This is a genomic window from Ruegeria sp. C2 (assembly GCF_056537765.1).
Map to the genome: position 1 here is coordinate 342,825 of NZ_JBQFRZ010000001.1, position 17,570 is coordinate 360,394.

Genomic DNA, 17,570 nt, shown 5'->3' on the forward strand with positions numbered 1-17,570 from the left:
CTAATGACCGGCGGTTTCCTGTATCTTGAACACCGTATCTAGGACAAGCGAGGCAGGGTCAAGGTTCACCGCCTGCCCATGCCGCGCGCGTGATGTGATCAGGGCGGCAGCCTCGGCCCATTGGCGGGCCTTGTGTGGTGAGCCGGAGAGGCGCGCCAGCGTTTCGGCCTCGTTCGGAGCGGCTTCGGGCATCGGGGCCGCGCCTGTTGCGCCGGTCAGGGCGAGGCGGGACAGGGCTATGTCGATCAGGGACAAAAGCAGGTCGAACCGTTCAGCCGCACCGCGTTGGGCGGCTGTTTCTGCCAGCTTCAGCGCACGTTGCCGGTCGAGTCGAGGCAGGGTGCCCAGAATGGCGATCAGCTCGGCGTAAAGCTCCAACCCACCCAGATTGATCAGGCGCACGGCATCGCCGACTGAGCCTGCAGCCAGAGCGGCCAGATGGTCCGCTTGTGCAGGCAGTTCCGCCCCGGTTTGCGCAAGTGCCGCCTGCATATCTTCGACCCACAAAGGCGATAAACGCAGAGTTCGGCAACGAGACCGGATGGTGGGCAACAAGCGCGAGGGTTGATGTGAGATCAGCAATAGCGTCGTGCGCGCCGGAGGCTCCTCGAGCATTTTCAACAGAGCGTTGGCAGCGCTGGTGTTCATCTCATCTGCCGAGTCGACAATGACAACCCGCCGACCGCCATCCGCCGAGGACAGACCAAAGAAGCGCCCTAGCTTGCGGATGTCGTCAACCACGATTTCATTGCGCAGACGCCCCTGATCGTTCACGGATCGGGTAATCGCGGCCAGTCCGGGCTCGGCCCCTGCCAGTATGCGATGCGAGACGGGGTGATCTGTGTCGATGTCCAATGTATCCGGCGGAGGGGGTGCACCGAACAACCCACCGTCATCTGCCGGAGGTGTCGCGAGCAAAAACCGGGCAATGCGCCATGCCAAAGTTGCTTTGCCAACTCCGCGGGGGCCGGTCAGCAACCAGCCGTGATGCAGCCGGTCCGAGTTATAGGCGGTCAAGAAGGCTTGTTCGGCGTTGTCCTGCCCGAACAGCCGCTCCGTTTCGCGGGGGTGCGGGGCGCCAGGGGCCTGATCCGGGGTTGGAGTATCGTCGCTCATGTCTCGTCTATCGCAGGGCTGTTGAGACGATATCTGTCACATCCTGCGCGACGCTGTCCATGTCTCTGTTGCCATCGACAACGCGGAAACGGTCCGGAAACTCATCTGCGAGCGCCAGAAACCCGGCGCGCATTTTTTGTTGCAGGTCGATGCCGAAATCCTCGAATCGCTCCTCGGCACCCTGACGTCCTTTGGCGCGGGACAAGCCCGTTTCGGGGTCCATATCGATCAGTAGTGTCAGGTCCGGTTCGCGTTTGATCATCAGCGCATGTAACTGGTCGACCAACCCGCGCAAATCTCCGCGCGACAGGCCTTGATACATGCGAGTGCTGTCGGCGAACCGATCACAGATAACAACCTTACCCGCAGCCAGAGCCGGCTCAATCGTACGCTCCAGATGATCGCGACGGGCAGCGGTGAACAGCAGAATCTCAGTCTCGGCAGACCAGCGATCCGGGTCGCCTTGCAGGACCAGATTGCGGATTTCCTCGGCCCCGTCTGAGCCTCCGGGCTCGCGAGTCAGAACTACATCTCGGCCTGCGCGGCGCAAATGTTCGGCCAGCAGGCGCGCCTGCGTGGATTTGCCCGATCCGTCAATGCCTTCAAAAGTCAGGAACATTCCGCGCGGCGTCACATTTGTTCCAGCGGGATATTGATGAAGTCTTTCAGAACGATGCCGCCAACGGTCATCATTCGCACAACAAACCCGCCCTGTGCGACGTCCCTGTCAGCCACGAGAGGGCGGCGAATTTCCGGCAGGCCTTCCGGCTGGATCACCAGTTCGGCAAGCTGCTGACCCTTCGATACCGGAGCATTGATCGGGCCGTCATAGACCACCTCGGCTTTGATTTCCTTGCCGCCCAAGACCGGAAACAGCAGTGTCAGGTCCTCTTCAGGCACCAGTCCAACTGTCTTTTCAGCCCCCATCCAAAGCTTTGCCGGGGCTACCGGTTCTTCCGCTTTGGCAACTGTCCTCTCGACAAAATTTCGAAACGACCAGTTAACCACGGCCTCAGCCTCCTCTGCACGGGCGCGGGTGCTGTCGAGACCCGTGAGGACAAAGACGACCCGACGATCACCCTGTTTGGCCGATCCGACCAGACCATACCCGGCCTCTTGCGTGTGGCCGGTCTTGAGCCCATCCGCCCCAATCCCCAGCTTCAACAGCGGATTGCGGTTGCGTGAGTTTGATGGCGCGCGACCATCGAACTCGAACACCTCTTCGGCGAACAGCGGGTAGTATTCCGGAAAATCGGTGATCAGACGATCGGCCAGAATGGCCAGATCATGCACCGACATCATGTGCCCCGCAGCAGGCCAACCGTTGGAATTGGCGAAGTTCGAGTTGTTCATGCCCATTTGCTGCGCGCGCTGGGTCATGAAACGAGCAAAGCCTGCTTCGGTTCCATCGGGGCTGAGCGCTTCGGCGATCACCACACAGGCATCATTGCCCGACAGCACAATAATGCCACGCAGAAGATCCTCGACCGTCACGCGGTCCTGCGTGTTCAGGAACATGGTCGAGCCACCATAGCTCATCGCGTGTTCCGAGACGGGCAGTGTTTCCTGCAAGGTCAATCGCCCGTCACGCAGCGCCTCGAACGCCACGTACAGAGTCATGAGCTTTGACATCGAGGCCGGAGGAAGCGGCTGATCGGCGTCTTTCGACAGCAACACCGTTCCGGTTCCCTGGTCCATCACATAAGCCGCCCGCGCCGTTGTATCAAAGGCGTAAGAGGGCAGGGCCAGCACAGTCAGGCCAATGGCCAGGCATGTGGATCTGAATGCAGACAGCATTTTGGGCTTCCTCATCTCAATTCTTGGCCGTGAAGGCGTCGGCAAAACCGAGGTCTTTGACATCGTTCAGCAAGGCGCGACGCTCGGCCCGTGTCGAAGCCGGGCCGACGAGCACGCGCCAAACCGTATTCTCGTCGCTTTTCAACTCTGCTACTTCTGCGGACATTCCGTTGCGACGAATCTTCTCGGCGGCGCTTTTGGCGTTGGCCTCGACACTGAATGTGCCAGCCTGAACAAACGGCTTTGCCAACCCGCCAGTTGTCTCGGGGGTGGCGGCGGCAACTGCGGCTGCGGTGGTCGGCTCGCTTGCCTCAATGGCTGCGGCTGCACCGGCGATCGGGTCCAGCGGCGTCTCGGTGATGGCGTTGGGGTCTTTCTTCTGCCACCATTTCCGCTTGGCGGGTTTCTCGGTCGGAGGTGTGATCTCTGGGTCCGACAAGGCTGCAGTCTGGGCACCGGCCAATGCGGCCTCCGTCCCGGTTTCGGCAAGCGGAGCGGTCGCCACTTCGGCTGCTGCGGCGTCTGCCTCTTCAGGTGTCTTCTTTTGCCACCACTTGCGTTTCTCAGGCTGTTCAGGTTCGACGACCTCGGTGGCTGCGTCAGCCGCCTGAACGGCGGTCTCAGCAGCATCATCTCCGGTCGAGGCGACAACCGCGCCCGCGGCAGCCCCGGCAGCTACAGCTGCGCCGGCGGCGTTAGTCTCGTCAGCAGGTTTCTTTTGCCACCATTTCCGCTTTGCGGGTTTCTCGGGTGCATCTGCTTCGGTCGTGTCTACGGCTGCAATCTCAGTGCTGGTCTCGGCTGTCTCTTCCTCAACGGGCTCTTCCGCAATCGGCGGTGGAGCAGGCGCGATCTCTTCTCGTCGCAGCGCTACCACCTCGATCCGGGTCGGAGCACCGGCCAGCATTCCCAGCTGCGATGCTGCCGACGATGACACCTGCAGCGCGGGCCCCGGCAAGTTCCGTTCGCGGCGGAACAACGCGCCGGTGACGGTTTTGTTGTTGGTGGTATTTTTGATCAGTACCCGCTCGGGTTGTGAGACATCAGGGTGCGCCACCCAGACGCCGCCAAGCGACGGACGCCCGTCCCAAAGACCCGCCTCGGTCACCTGAAACACCTCGGGTGCCTCGACATCGCGCTGATTGCTGGCGCTGGCTTCGGGGAACAGCTCAAACCTGTTGGTGTTGTCCGCATCCTCACTTGCCGTTTCTTCGGTCGAGGGTTCCTGCAGATTGAACCCTTCTTCGCAGCCCGCCAAGGCCACCATACTCACGGCCAGAAACGCCAGCCGCTGCGGCCCAAAGCGTGTGCCAGTCGCTCGCTTCATTGTCTCATCCCTTGCCTGACAGGCCATATCGGCCGCGCCCCACCGCGTGCGTGCTGGTTCTTTTTGCCAGTCTCCAGCGGTTTCTTGTGCGGATCATAGCGCGGGCACCGGGCCATGGAAAGACCGCTGCTTTCGCTTCGGCAATAAATCCCGCTTTATGGGTTGCCTCTGCCAACAACTCGCCTTAGACCCTGCCCCACGCGGGGAGGTGGCAGAGTGGTCGAATGCGGCGGTCTTGAAAACCGTTGGGCGTGAGAGCGTCCCCAGGGTTCGAATCCCTGTCTCCCCGCCACTTGAACAGCCCAACCGCACATAGGATTGCTTGATTGTATGAGTGTTCAATGCTCATCAAATATCTAAATTGTCTTTGCGTTAAGAGATATCTGTCCGCAGCCTAGATTTTCCACCGACTTTGCGACACTATACCAATTATTGCTGCAGCATGCTGGGAATTGGGCTGCCTGTTGCAGTTTGATGTGGGGATTTCGCACGTTTCGACAATGGCTTTCTGCCTTGAAGCCTTCAGATCTTTGCCCTCGGGTTGACGAGGCCATTGCACTGAAACAGTCGGCGTGAACTGCGAGTTTGGGGGTTATGGAAGGCAATAGGGCGCAACCGACAGACTCTTCGGGCAGGGCGGTCGTATCAGAACAGTCCAGCACGATCTATTGGAGCCAGGCACACGAACTCGCGCGGGAGCGGTTGAATTTCGCGGTGGCCAGCCGCGTGCCGATGACCCTGTTTGTCGGTCGTCCCGGGACCGGGCGGACCCTGCTGGTGCGCGACAGGATTTCGACCAACACCACGGCCTTTGTCATCCGGATGCTCAAGGGCCTGGATAATCTGTCGGGCGAAGTGTTCTGGGATGTGCTGACCGTATTCAATCCAAAACAGAACCCCACTGCGAGTGCCGAGCAGAGCCGTGAAAAACTGATCTCGCTGCTGCAGTCACTGCATACTGCGCAGCGGTTTCCGGTGCTTGTGGTCGATGATGCAGATGACCTGTCGAATCTGTATCTTGGTGCGTTGTGCGATTTGTGTGACCAGTTGGTTGACCAGCGACCGTTGCTTAAGCTCGTCTTTGTCGGCCAAACGGGAATGGCTGATATTCTGTCCGGCGTGAGGCCGGATCTTGTTGGTCCGGCCTTTACGCTGGATTGCATGAACGAGAAGGACGTCGGTGGCTACGTTCACATGCGTCTGAGCAAGATGGGTCTGGAAAACCTCTCATTCGACAAAGGCGCGACCCGAGAACTGTTCGTGATTTCAAACGGTATTCCGGCCAAGTTGGACGCCTTTTGCGAGGCATTGAAGCAGCATGGTAGCAGCGCTGATCCCGCGGAACTCGACAAGGCAGAGGTCCGCCGGATTGCCTCTTTGATCAGAACGCCCGATGCGGATGATAGAACCAGCGGAGATCAAGAAGGCCTGCGCCATGTGCCAACCGATGCAGAGCTTCTGGCGCGCGCCAATCATGTAGCAGGTATTCTGCAGAGCGTATCAGACACCGATAACGAAGAGCATGTTTCGACTGAACCGGCCAAAAGCAAGTTTGGTCGCAAAACGGGGCTCGCATTAGGTGCAATTGCTCTGATTGGGGCTGGGACTGCGGCTTATTTGCTTGGGGTAGGTGGGCTCTCAGGAGAACGAAAAGAGGCGACGACACGTGAAGCTGTCGCAAGCTCGGTCAACGCGGGTGGAGGGACTTCGGTACTTAGGCGGCTATTACCGGGCACAGCAGCTGCAGCGGAAGCGCGGGTCGAGCGGATCTCGGGCGCTCTGGCCGGGGCTGAGCCCTCTGCAAACGGTCAGTATCTGGCGGCGCTGGAACTGGCAGATACCGCTCCGGACGCTGCTGCAGTCGGATATGCGCTTGCGGCGCTTTCGGGGCACGAACGCTCGGCCTACTATCTTGGGCAGATCTATGAGACCGGAGAGGGCGTGCCTGTAGATCTTACGCTCGCACGCATCTGGTATAACCGGGCTGCCTCGGGAATCGAGGGCGCTGCCGCGCGTCTGGAAGACATGCAATCCACCACTGAGAGCGGGCCGGTCTCGGTGCCTACGCCGCTGTTTTCGAAGAAGATGCCCGATGGGTCGCTGCAACTGGTCTGGACCAGTGGCGAGGGGGCTGACCCTTCGGCTTATCGCATCGAATTGTCATCGACGTTCAGTGATACGGCGCTCTATTCGGCTGAAGTTTCAACATCTGCGCTGCGGCTGAGGCCGCCTCAGGCGGCGCGGACGTGGCGGGTTATTGCGCTCGATCAGAACGGGCGGGAAGTGGCCTCACCCTGGATGGAAATCAGGCTGAAGTAAATCTCCAGCCCGATCCTTGTTTAACATCCGATGACCGCGCAAATGCGGGCGCGATAGGCGGAGTTGGCTTCGCTTTCGATGGATGTCTGTGCGGGCACTTCGGTTGGACCGCAATCGAGCTGATAATTCTCGCTCAGACCCAAATTCACGCATTGTGCGATGTTCCAGCCCGGTGGAATGTCGTTGAGATCGACGTCATTCCACTTGGGATGACCCGATTGCTGAAGCGTCTGGAATTCTTTCGCGATCAGATGCGCTACATCAGCGACAGAGTTGCAGCTGGCCCGGTGATAACCGTTCCGCTCTGGCGTGTACTCATAGGTCATGAGTACCGCTTTTACCGCCACCACGTCGATGGTCTCCTGCTGGAATGGATAGGTGCCGGCCTCGATCTGGGACGGTGTATAAACGGCAGAGAGAGTCGGATCGGTCACAGAGAGCAGATGCAGCTTTTCCGGGTCGATCTGGTCGGTCTGGAACAGCTTTGTCGGCGCGCCCGCAACGTAGAAAAATGCATCAATGCTGCCATCAAGCAGCATCTGCAGCGATGTATCGGCGTTGATGGTCAGACGCTCAGCCGGGGTGACACCAGCCAGATCCAAAACCAGAGAGGAGGTCAGAAAGGTGCCGCTGTCTTCAACGCCCACCGCAACCTTGCGACCATTCAGGTCCGAAAGAGTGTTGATGTCGCGCTTGGCAAGAATATGCACCTCTTCATTATAGAGCGGAAATGCGATGCGGACGCCGTAAATGGCGCGCGCGATCTCGGGGTCTTCGCTGGAATAGGTTTTGAGATATTCAAGCACGTCGCTTTGTACGATGCCCAACTGAGTGTGGCGACGTTGACGGACGCCCAGAAAATTCTCGAGCGATCCGGCGCTTTCGCGGACGTTCAATTCAATCCCGCAGGATGCGGCCAAACCGCTCAGATCCCCACCGATCTGAATATAGGTGCCTGTCGGCCCTCCGGTCAGGATATTGCGCTCGAATGCCGAAGCAGTCGCGGGCAGCACAAGGCTCAGGCCCGCCAATAGGACGGTTCTGGTCAGCAGCTTCCCCAGCCTGAACAAATTCATGTCTTACCTCCCTCTAAATCACCAATAGAAACTAACAGAACTCTCCTGAGCGCACCAAATGCAGCAGCATCTGGCGATTGACTGTTCCGGTAGCGGCCTGAAGAGCGTCGACTGCACAGGTTCCGCTTGCCAGTTCCGCCGCCAGCGCGTCGACGACACCACGTGGAAGGCCGCCGAGGCCGGGTGCGCCGCTCAGGACCGTGCGTACAACGTCAATGGATATCTGCGGACCAGAGGCCCGGCTGATTTCGGCAGCCGGCGGTTCGGGCTCCGGCGTTTCCACAGCGATTTCTTCATCAGGCGCGACTGCAACCGGTGCAGGCTGCGTTGTTTCAGCAATGGCCGGTGCCTCCAACGCCTGCAGACTTGCGGCAAGGTTCGACAGTTGGCCTCGATACAACGACGCTTGTTCGCGAAGCGCCTCCAGTTCAGCCCGTGTGTCGGCCACCTGCGCTTCGGCTTGCAGCAATGCGGTCTGTTGCTCCTCAAGCGCGGCCTGCGAGGCTTGTGCTGCTTGGGCCTTGATCTCAGCCAGTTCCGCAATCTCGGACGCCGCGGTCTCGCGTTCAGATATCAGTTCGGCAGTTTCGGTGTTGGCGCGGTCCAACTCATCCCGCGCAATGGCGATTTCATCGAGAACCGCATTCAATTCCGTTTCAGCCGTTGCAGCTTGTTGAATCAGTTCCGCAGCGCGGTCGCGCTCCTCGGCAGCGGCTTCCGTCTCAGCGAGCAATGCATCGCGTTGGGCTGCAAGTTCTGAAATCTGCGCGCTGACTGAATCGCGCTCGCTGGTCGCCTCCGTAAGGCTTGTGGTTACCGATTCCGACTCGGTGCGAAGGTTTGCCAAAGCAGCTTCAAGATCGGCTGCCTCCTGTGATCGCGTATCATTTGCTGCTTGTAATTGCGTAAGCTCCTCTTGCGCCACGGCAAGCTCACTAGCCTTTTGCTCTCGTTCGGTGCGCAGATCGTTCAGTGAAGCATAGAGATCTACTTTGCTTTGCTCTCCCGAGCTAACTTCGTCTGACAGGGTTTGCAAGGCCGTGTTCAACTCGGCCAATTCGGCCTCTTGCCGGGTCAAATTATCCTGGGCCGAGGCAGTTTGGGCCTGTATTGCTTCAAGCCCTTCGGTCGCAGTTGCCCGCTGGGCTTCTGCTTCGCCGATTTCCCCGCGGATGGCCTCAAGCGATTGCCGTGCTTGAGCCAGTTCGCTTTCAATCGCGGACTTGTCCGTGACCAGCTGCTGCGTCTCGGTTTCCTGTTCCTGCAAAGCAGCAAGTTGGTTCTGAATTTCGGACAACTGGTTTTCTGCAGTGGCCCGTTCTTCCTGAGCGGTTGCTACGGCAGCCTCGGCACTCGATCGAGCGTCCTCTAAAGACGCCATTTCGACCGACATTGCTTCGCGGTTTTCGGCCAGTTCAGTCTGGGCCTGATCAAGCTCGCTTCGCGCCGCCTCAAGCTCCCGCTGTATCGCGGCCAACTCTGTTTCTGCCGATGATCGGCTACCAAGCGCTGCTTCCAATGCGGCTTCGGTCTCACTCATATTAGTGCGCAGGCCTTCCAGCTGTTCCGTACTGCGCGCCAGTTCTGCATCCACCGAGGCTTTCTGTTCGGAAAGCGCCTGCAGAGCTTGTTCCGCAGAAGCGATTTCCGCGGCATTCTGCGACTGCGCGTTGCTTTCCGAGGTCAGCGACTCAATCTCGTCACGTAATGCTGTCTCTTGTTGTTGAAGCGTATTGAGCGAAGCGTTGAGTTCCGTTTCGCGCGCTGTTGCCGTCGCGATTGCAGTTGTCAGCGCCTCTTCCTCGGCGCGCCGGGTGTCAACCACCTTTTGAAGACCCTGCAGATCCTCAGTCGCGCTGGCAATGCTCTCGCGAAGGTCGGACAGGCTTGCCTGCCCCTGCGCCATCTCAGCTTGCTGTTCACCTAGGGTCGTAGCGATCTGCTCAAGTTCGTTTTGTTTTTCAGCGAGGTCCGAGGTTACACCTTCCAGGCTCGACCTGTTCTGCGCCAGTGTTTCTTTCAGCGCATCAAGCTCGGTATTCGCCTCTAACTGGCTGCGGGTCAGGTTCTCAACATCGGCTGCAAGCTCACCCGCAAGCATCCGGTCGGCTTCCATCTTGGTCAGAAGATCGCGCATCTCGAGCTTTACTTGCTCCAGATTGCCAGCCTCGGCTGCCGCTGTCTCAATCTGCACATTGAGGTCAGCAAGCCGAACTTCAGCGGCCTGTGTTGAAGCCTCGAGTTGGCCCAGTTCCTGCCGCCGCTCCGCAACTGCGTTCTGGCTGGCCTCGCTTTCTTGTTCCAGAAGGCCACGTGCTTCTTCAAGTTCAGCCAGGCGCGAGGCATTGTCACGTCGTTCAGAATCCACCGACGTGATCTGCGCCTGCAGTTCGGAAAGTTCGGCTTCGGCTTTGGCGATATCTTCGATCAACCCGGATTTGGTAGATTGAGCACGGGTGATTTCTTCTTCCAACAGGGCCAGAATCTTTCGCAACGTCGCCGCAGTTTGCGGAGGCTCTTCAGTGTCGGCTGCCGGGTTTTCGGTATCTTGCGCCAAAGCAACTGGCGTCCAAGCTCCCATGACCAGAACGAATACAATTAAACCAAACAACCGAAACGGGACCATATATCCACTCTCCACACCAAAAAGCGGCTCGTTAAATCTCTCACACATCTGTGAAAAAGTCTAACCCCAGCCTTGCCGAAGGTCAGAAGATATAATCACAAAATCCATCTTTTTTGCGCAGTTTGAGTATCCAGTGGGCGGTTTTGCCGGTTCGCCGGGCGCTCGCCAACGGCGATAGCTCAATCAGAACCGGCAGGTCGTCCCAGTCAGCGGGGCAGACTGAACGAACTTGCAGCCGTTGCAATCGATGTCCTGCGCGAACGGGATGTATCGGCCGATATATCTGACGCCCTTGGTCACGCGCCGGACATACCCCGCGTGACCGTGTGGCGTGTGTTAACTCGCCAACCCAAACATGCTCAGAACAGCAGGTTGAGCATGACGAGTGAAACGATGAGAAAGAGGAACGTCATCACTCCGCCCGAGCGGACGAAATCGGTCACTTTGTAACCGGCAGGCCCCATGATCAGCGCGTTCACCTGATGGGTGGGGATTATGAAACTGTTCGATGTCGAAATCGCCACGGTCAGCGCGAAAAGCGCCGGGCTGGCGCCCGCTGCGACAGCGATCGATACCGCCAGAGGAACCAGCAGAACCGTCGCCCCGACATTCGACATCACGAGCGAGAATGCGGTGGCCAGAATGGCTACGCCGGTCTGTAGCGACCAAATTGGCCAACCGTCCAAAATGGTCATGATCTGTTGGGCTATCCACGCCGCCGTTCCAGTATTCTGAACGGCCTGACCCAAGGGGATGAGACAAGCCAGCAGAAAGACCGTATTCCATCCCACAGCGCGATACGCCTCATCAACACTCAGCACTTTTGAAAGCATCATCCCGGCTGCTCCGGTCAGCAGGCAAAGAGAGAGGCGGATATCGGTGAACAGGATCATCGATAGCGAAATCGCAAAGAAAGCAAGCGCCCAACCCACCTTTTGCGGGCGCAGTTCGTCCTGCGGAAAATCCGAAGTCACAACAACGAAATCAGGATCCCGTTTGATCCGCATCAGGTTGTCCCAACGGGTATGGGCCACCAACATGTCGCCCGCGTGAAACTTCTCAAGCCCGATCTGCGTGGATTCGTGATCCTCGGTCTCAACATGGCTGAGCGTTTCTTCACCGCGATGGATTGCCAGAAGGGACATCCCATAGGTCTTGCGAAACAACAGCTCGCGCGGGCACTTTCCGATCAGTTTGCTGTCCGGGGTTACCACGACTTCGGCGATGCCAGCGTTGGTGGGGGCGAACTCTTCGACAAACACATCCAGATCCGGAAGAACTGTCAGCCCGTATTTCTCGGCAAATTTCTCAACCACCCATCGGCGCCCCACAATGGCCAGCCGACACGGGGCCGCAATCTCGGCTGTCAGCACCTGTACCATCGAGGTTTTGCCGCGATAGAAAGTCGAAATGATGTAGAGATGGTTTTCGTAATTTATATCCGCCAGAATCTGCCCCACGAGCGGGCTGTCTGCCGGGACAACCACTTCGAATACATCCGCTTTCAGCCCGTAAACGCGCTGCAGATATTCCTGTGTCCCCTGACTGGTTCCGGTGCTGTCCGAACCCGCGTCGCCCGGTAAAACCCAGCGCCCCAGCAAAAGGAAATAAGCGATGCCGGTAAGGATCAGCGCAGCGCCAATGGGAGTGACGGAGAACAAGCCAAAGGGTTGCATCTTTTGATCGTCCGGTAGTCCGTCGTTCGCGGTCTGGATCAGATCATTCAGCAGGATCAGAGGTGACGACCCTACCATGGTCATCGTACCGCCGAGGATGGCGCAAAACCCCATCGGCATCAGTAGGCGCGACAAAGGGATTCCGGATCGCGAAGATATTCGGCTGACAACCGGTAGAAACAGCGCTGCCGCGCCCACATTCTGCATGAAGGACGAGATGACACCTACGGTCCCCGAAATGATCGGCAGCACCCGGTTCTCGGCCGTTCCGCCATACTTCAGGATGACTGCGGCGACCTTGTTCATGATGCCGGTTTTGTCCAGACCGGCACCAACGATCATAACTGCGATGATCGAAATCACCGCGTTTGAAGCAAATCCATCAAACAGGTGCGGGACGTCCGCCAGATTGCCCAGACCAGGCAAATAGCTCAGAAGGCCAATCAGAACGAGGACCAGAATGGCCGAGAGGTCAATTCGGACGATTTCCGAAACAAAGAGGAATACAGTAAAAGCCAGCAGCGCGCAGACGACGCCCATTTCGTAGGTGAATGTCAATTGTTCCACGCGGTCACCAGGGTCCTTTCGTCGAGAGCGTAACTCGTATTTCTAGGTGATGCCCGGCAAGTTGTCATGGTTTTTTGGAAGTAAGCTCAATCACAAGCAACCTGATGTCTCGCGGTCCACTCTGGCGAAACCAGCGTTTTGGAGGTGGAAGATATCAAGTCACCAGTCCGAACCACGCAGGCCTGTGCTATGAATTTGAGAGTATTTGGAGGCGAGTACCGGAATCGAACCGGTGTACACGGATTTGCAATAGATTAATTCAAAAAAAATAATTTAAAAATAACAATTTACATGGATAAATCTAAAGTGTGCTATACTTTGTGCAAGTCCTTCGTGCAAGGGTTTGCGCAAAAGTGTGTGTCGAACAGAGTTTCTTACAAGTGTTGGTTGTCACCTCAATAGTGCAGAAAATTGGAGCAAAGCATACAAACCCGCTCATCCTCAAATCAACTAAGCCATAGTCTGCAAGCTACGCAGAACTGCAAGCGCCGCTGTGCCTCTACCCCTTATATTGATGCAGACGTTTGCGTGACTTTTGACGATTGACCCTCCGATAATACGCAACCGCTGGCTTAATGCTGTTCAATCCGGGGGTGTTCGGTAGATAGATACCGAAATCAAAGTGGTTAATTTCTGGTACATCAAGGGTTAAAGTGCGGCCTGTGAAATCCACCTTCCTTTCACCGTTTACAAAAACAATAGCTCTGCCGTCATTGCCTTCGCTCCAACGAACAAAAACTTCGAAAGTGGTCCATTCCCCTTCAATTTCTCGCATATCGAGAACGGGTATTTTTTGCGCCGGTTGGCAGTTCTCACGATGGTTCGTTCTAAAAAAAAGAGTGTAACCTTGGTAAGTTGGTTGATTGAACGAAATATGTGGACATTCGCTGTTGTGCCATTGTCCAAAAATGTATCCACCTTTTGTTTGCCGGGGCCCAAAAGGAAAGCCCTTCGGGAATAAAACATCCCAACCGTACCATGCTTCTTTCGGTTGACCTTTTCCGTATTTCTTACGTTCGTAAACATTCTCAACTAGTTCGCTCCGAACAGAGTTGTATCGGCAGTCACCTGCCAGACAAGCGCTGCCATCAATCTGAAACCGATGGACATTGCGTTTGCCTGATCCAGTGAGTGGGTCTCGAACCAAACTATGGCTATTTGGTTGGCTAACTTCTTTTTGAATGAAGGGTGGTCGTGCGCCGTTGCCAAAGCCGCCTACAGATTGTGCTTGCGCTGAAATGGCCGCCCAAATCATAGAAAAAGTAAAAACAAAAAGACTAAGTCTGTTCGACATGTTCAAGGTCACTTGTTTATCCAAGATTGTTGCCTGCTTTGCTATGTAACACTCTAAATTTTAATAAGTATATGATACCATGACCCATCTTCTACTCGAAAGATGCCGCTGTAGCTCTCGTGTAATCATCGTATTTTGGTGGCTTGCGCTTTTTGCCACTTGTGCCGAGATTGAAACATTTTGTTGGTTTCCCTGTAGTCAAAATCGACGGCATGCTCGCAGTTCGTGTAGCTTGGGAAAATACCCCGCGCTGCGTTTTCAGCTATTTGTCGGCCTCGTTGAATGGCTCGACTCGTCAGTATCGTTAGCATCATACGATCATAGCTATCTTCATTTGCGATGACCTTCGCGTCGTGCTCGAGCTCCGGGCTGTAGGTGTCGCTGACATTTGTTCGGACACCCAAACGCCATAGTTCGAGCGAAGGGTATAATGCCTTAAAGCGCAACACATGCAGGTATCTAAACAGCATGTCCTTGTTTTGTCGTTTGCCTGCCAAAATGTACTTTGGTTTTGGTGGCGAAATTACCTTGTCGCGCTTTGGATAGGTGTCCAGCAAGGCGCTAATTTCCTTTGCTATCCGCGACTTTGGCAAGCCGATCGGCACTGCGACGAGTAGAGTATTTTGATTTCCCTGTGCGCACCAATCACTGTCGAAGAAGTCTGCTACGCGATCAGCAACTTCCGTCGTAGGTCCGCGCTTCTTTCCTATCGCAGCGATTTTTGAGACTTTTGGTTTTTCCCCTCTATAACCGCAGAGCTCCATTCCTCTTTCTCGCCACCAGTCTAAGAAGAGAACTCTCTGTACGTTACCGAAATCGTCAAACACCTGTAGTATCTTGTCGAAGTCTTCAGGCAAGCGCTTGTTCTGTTCAGTTGTCAAGTTGCCAGACCGATACAGGCGCGCCAGCTCGTAGCTTGGGCTTAGTGCCAGATATTCGATCCACAGCATGTAAAAGCCCACTTTGGTAGCCCAAAGATCGCTCCTCCTAAAATCAGACTGAAGTGTTTTGAGAGGGGTTCTATTGGTCATTGTCAGTCAGCGTTTGAGACTTGAATTGGGGTAAAAACATTAACCCAATAATGCACAATTCTTCGCAGATATCCAGATAGTGGGATAGCTACTGATACGTTGTGATTGTCGCCGAAGAGAGCGGCAGAAACGAAGCTCAGCCAAAGGAGATTAAAATGAGCAACAAAATTAATACCGCAATCGCAACCTACATCGAAACCAAGGCCATCGAACTGGCGCAAAAGCGTAAGACCTGGGAGCAGGGCACTTACAAACGCAGCAATGAAGAGCTCTACGAGCTACTCAGCGAGTGTCTTGATTTCCATAATGAATTGAAAGGCGACACGGCCAAGTGCAAGGCGCTCAACGATCACCTGCGCGCCAACAACATCGCATTCAACGAAGGCGCCAGTCTCGCCACACGCATTGTCCGCGCTGTGTTTAACTCCAGTTTCCAAAAGCGCGCTTACAGCTATGCTCGCGTCATCACAATCGCCGATGATGAAAAGTCGCCAAACGAAAGTATGAGTGAGTTTATTACCAAGCGCGGCGGTATTGAAGAACTGCGCCGTTCTACGCCAAACGGTAAAACACCTACGCAAGTACGCAAAGACAACATTGCATTTGCCAAAGAGACGCTCAGCAAAATCGACGCGCTTGTCGAGCCTTTTGAAATCAGCGCACCGACCCGTAAAGCCGACGACGGCGCGGAACACAGCTTGTTTGTCGCGGTCATGCGACAGGAAGCAGATGGCAAGTACAGCATGGTCTATGAGACCAGTGCAAAATCAATTGTCAACGCTGCGCTTGAGCAAGTGGGCAAAGAGCAAGGTAAAAAGCAGCAACTGCAAGAGTCTGAGGCAAGGCAAAGCCAAAACGCGATGGACAGCGACCAAGCTGCCGCCAGTGCCATTGAGCAGGCTCAAGCCGCTTGAACACAGTGCACACGGGCGGGGCAAGTTTCCCGCCCAAATAATCAAAGGAATGGAGAAAAAATGTTTGCAAATAAATACAAACCAACGACCTTTACCGACTTGGTCTTTCAAACCGATATATCGCGCAAGAAACTTGAGAAATACGCAACTGGCGCAGCAACAGGTAACATATTGCTCTACGGACCTTATGGAAGCGCAAAATCGGCAGTTGCGGAGGTTGTGGCAAATCAGTCGAGGCAAGAGGTTAGCATGGGCTTTGAGTTAGGTGTTGACGTACTAAACGGCGCTGATTTTGAAACGAAGAATCTGAATTTGATAGCGCGTGGTTGGCTCTTGTCAGAACAATATTATGCCTATGCAGTTATTGATGAGTTCGACCTTGTTCACCCACAACAGCAAGCCAAAGTGCGTGCGCTTATGGACAAGTATTGGGGCAAACACGGATTTATTTTTACGACCAATCACCTGCATCGAGTCGATGGCGCAATTCAAAGCCGTTGTGATGTTATCGAAATGCCTGCTTTGTCACCTGAATCGCTTTTACCGCTCTGCAAACGCATTCTGTCCAACGAGCGTGTGTCGCTTACCGACGGACAAATTTTAGAAGCCATTCAACATGAAAATGGGGACGTAAGAAATGTGTTGAGACAACTTGAGCGCATTGTGGTCGAAGTTGGAAAACGTGCAGCAGCATGAGAGAAAAAGCGCCACGAACAGTGGCGCTTTTTTGTCTGTTAACAGACACTTTTTGGTCGCGACAAATTCAATGCACAGTATGCTATAGCAGTCAGAAAACATTGGTAACAAAGGTCTTTCATGCCTAGGCAAGTATTAAAGCGCGTTAGCATTGCAACGTTTGCATTTGTATCGACATCTGCTTTAGCGCAAACCGGCACGTTCGAGGGAGTGTTCAAACCACGTGGAGAAGACTTTGCGCACTGGGACTGCAAATTAGTCGGGCGAGATGGTGGGGCTGTTGCTATTGAGAACAGCGTTCTGCTCGGCGTTGAAAGCCGCTGCAAACTCAACAACCCAGTACAAGTAAACGGAATGTCGGCAGTCTTGTATGATGCTCAGTGTGCTAGTGAGGGGTACGAGTGGAAAGAGCGTGTCATGCTTATGAGTGCTGAGTGGGGTATTTATTACATCACCGACAAGTTCGTTGCTGAATGGCAAAACTGTGTCTCGCAATGATCCACAGGACATATCAACGCGGCATAGTTCATCACTAAGAAATTGAGGAGCTAATATTTCATCTTCATTTCTGAGAGATTTTCATGTGTCACTGCTCTGCAGTTCCACAGGCGTTATCTGTGTCATCTTCAGTTTTGCGTCGCAAACCTTCAATGGTCACATCAACGCATTTTCATTTCATTTGTTTAAAAGCGGGTATTCTGTAGGATTTGAAGCCATAGAGAGGCTGTACGCCTCTCATCTGCTTCGGCATTCTGTAAGGACCGTCCACCATCTGATGCGCACAACCAGCTAAATCTGGGAGGTAGGGTTAGGCTGTTACCTTTAAGTGCGTAGAGTTATTCCCAACGCAACACTACGGCAGCCATCAGCCGCCACCGCAGCACATACGAGTTACTGATTTCTCAGCCTCTCTTCTCGTTCCATCGCATAATTGTTTCCAAGCCAGTTGCGATTTTGCTTGTTGCTCGCCTCCGCTAAGACGTTCTGCGCTGACAAGTTCCGATGGCTACAGCATTTGCTGGCAAACTCAATGTCGTTGATAGGGCGCTATGCGCGGATATGTGTCCCGGCAGTGGGTCGCTGCTCTTGCACATGTTTTTATTTATTAGATTGCTAAGGAATGGCTATAAA

13 protein-coding genes and 1 tRNA gene are annotated in these 17,570 nt (G+C 55.2%); 5 read left to right on the forward strand and 9 right to left on the reverse strand.

Annotated features, from left to right (window positions below; translation table 11 throughout):
• The 4 genes from ACR0IV_RS01730 to ACR0IV_RS01745 are packed head-to-tail and all read right to left on the reverse strand — an operon-like array spanning position 1 to position 4,240.
• Entirely contained in the window at positions 1 to 1,116 is a 1,116-nt protein-coding gene (locus ACR0IV_RS01730) for a DNA polymerase III subunit delta' (protein WP_480658187.1), read from the reverse strand.
• Between the two features lie 7 nt (positions 1,117 to 1,123).
• Positions 1,124 to 1,735: a dTMP kinase gene (gene tmk / locus ACR0IV_RS01735; protein ID WP_480658185.1), complete on the reverse strand. Its 612-nt coding sequence runs from the start codon at positions 1,733 to 1,735 to the stop codon at positions 1,124 to 1,126.
• Between the two features lie 11 nt (positions 1,736 to 1,746).
• Positions 1,747 to 2,913, reverse strand: coding sequence for a D-alanyl-D-alanine carboxypeptidase family protein (locus ACR0IV_RS01740; protein ID WP_480658184.1), 1,167 nt, complete (start codon positions 2,911 to 2,913; stop codon positions 1,747 to 1,749).
• Positions 2,914 to 2,929: 16 nt separating this feature from the next.
• A complete protein-coding gene (locus ACR0IV_RS01745) occupies positions 2,930 to 4,240 on the reverse strand; it encodes an SPOR domain-containing protein (protein WP_480658183.1) in 1,311 nt (436 codons plus the stop codon).
• Between the two features lie 202 nt (positions 4,241 to 4,442).
• On the opposite strand from ACR0IV_RS01745, the gene ACR0IV_RS01750 reads away from it, so the two are divergent.
• A tRNA-Ser gene (locus ACR0IV_RS01750) sits at positions 4,443 to 4,532 on the forward strand.
• Positions 4,533 to 4,834: 302 nt separating this feature from the next.
• Positions 4,835 to 6,559 (forward strand): AAA family ATPase, encoded by a 1,725-nt coding sequence (locus tag ACR0IV_RS01755; RefSeq protein WP_480658182.1) that lies wholly within the window; start codon positions 4,835 to 4,837, stop codon positions 6,557 to 6,559.
• Positions 6,560 to 6,579: 20 nt separating this feature from the next.
• Here ACR0IV_RS01755 and ACR0IV_RS01760 read toward each other — a convergent pair whose 3' ends face one another.
• From ACR0IV_RS01760 to ACR0IV_RS01780, 5 genes are all read right to left on the reverse strand, one after another.
• Positions 6,580 to 7,635: a TAXI family TRAP transporter solute-binding subunit gene (locus ACR0IV_RS01760; protein ID WP_480658181.1), complete on the reverse strand. Its 1,056-nt coding sequence runs from the start codon at positions 7,633 to 7,635 to the stop codon at positions 6,580 to 6,582.
• 31 nt (positions 7,636 to 7,666) lie between these two features.
• The gene (locus tag ACR0IV_RS01765; protein WP_480658179.1) at positions 7,667 to 10,261 is read right to left on the reverse strand and encodes a coiled-coil domain-containing protein; all 2,595 of its coding nucleotides are present in this window, start codon (positions 10,259 to 10,261) and stop codon (positions 7,667 to 7,669) included.
• A 359-nt stretch (positions 10,262 to 10,620) separates the two neighbouring features.
• Positions 10,621 to 12,477: an SLC13 family permease gene (locus ACR0IV_RS01770; protein ID WP_480471909.1), complete on the reverse strand. Its 1,857-nt coding sequence runs from the start codon at positions 12,475 to 12,477 to the stop codon at positions 10,621 to 10,623.
• 526 nt (positions 12,478 to 13,003) lie between these two features.
• Complete coding sequence (locus tag ACR0IV_RS01775; protein WP_480658177.1) at positions 13,004 to 13,822, reverse strand: heparin lyase I family protein; 819 nt, start codon at positions 13,820 to 13,822, stop codon at positions 13,004 to 13,006.
• A gap of 101 nt (positions 13,823 to 13,923) precedes the next feature.
• Positions 13,924 to 14,748 (reverse strand): hypothetical protein, encoded by an 825-nt coding sequence (locus tag ACR0IV_RS01780; protein WP_480658176.1) that lies wholly within the window; start codon positions 14,746 to 14,748, stop codon positions 13,924 to 13,926.
• A 236-nt stretch (positions 14,749 to 14,984) separates the two neighbouring features.
• On the opposite strand from ACR0IV_RS01780, the gene ACR0IV_RS01785 reads away from it, so the two are divergent.
• The 3 genes from ACR0IV_RS01785 (at position 14,985) to ACR0IV_RS01795 (ending at position 16,937) form a co-directional block, all read left to right on the forward strand.
• The gene (locus tag ACR0IV_RS01785; protein ID WP_480658175.1) at positions 14,985 to 15,743 is read left to right on the forward strand and encodes a hypothetical protein; all 759 of its coding nucleotides are present in this window, start codon (positions 14,985 to 14,987) and stop codon (positions 15,741 to 15,743) included.
• 60 nt (positions 15,744 to 15,803) lie between these two features.
• On the forward strand, positions 15,804 to 16,439 hold the full coding sequence (locus tag ACR0IV_RS01790; protein WP_480658174.1) for an AAA family ATPase: 636 nt from the start codon (positions 15,804 to 15,806) through the stop codon (positions 16,437 to 16,439).
• A gap of 120 nt (positions 16,440 to 16,559) precedes the next feature.
• Entirely contained in the window at positions 16,560 to 16,937 is a 378-nt protein-coding gene (locus ACR0IV_RS01795; RefSeq protein WP_480658172.1) for a hypothetical protein, read from the forward strand.
• Positions 16,938 to 17,570 lie beyond the last annotated feature (633 nt).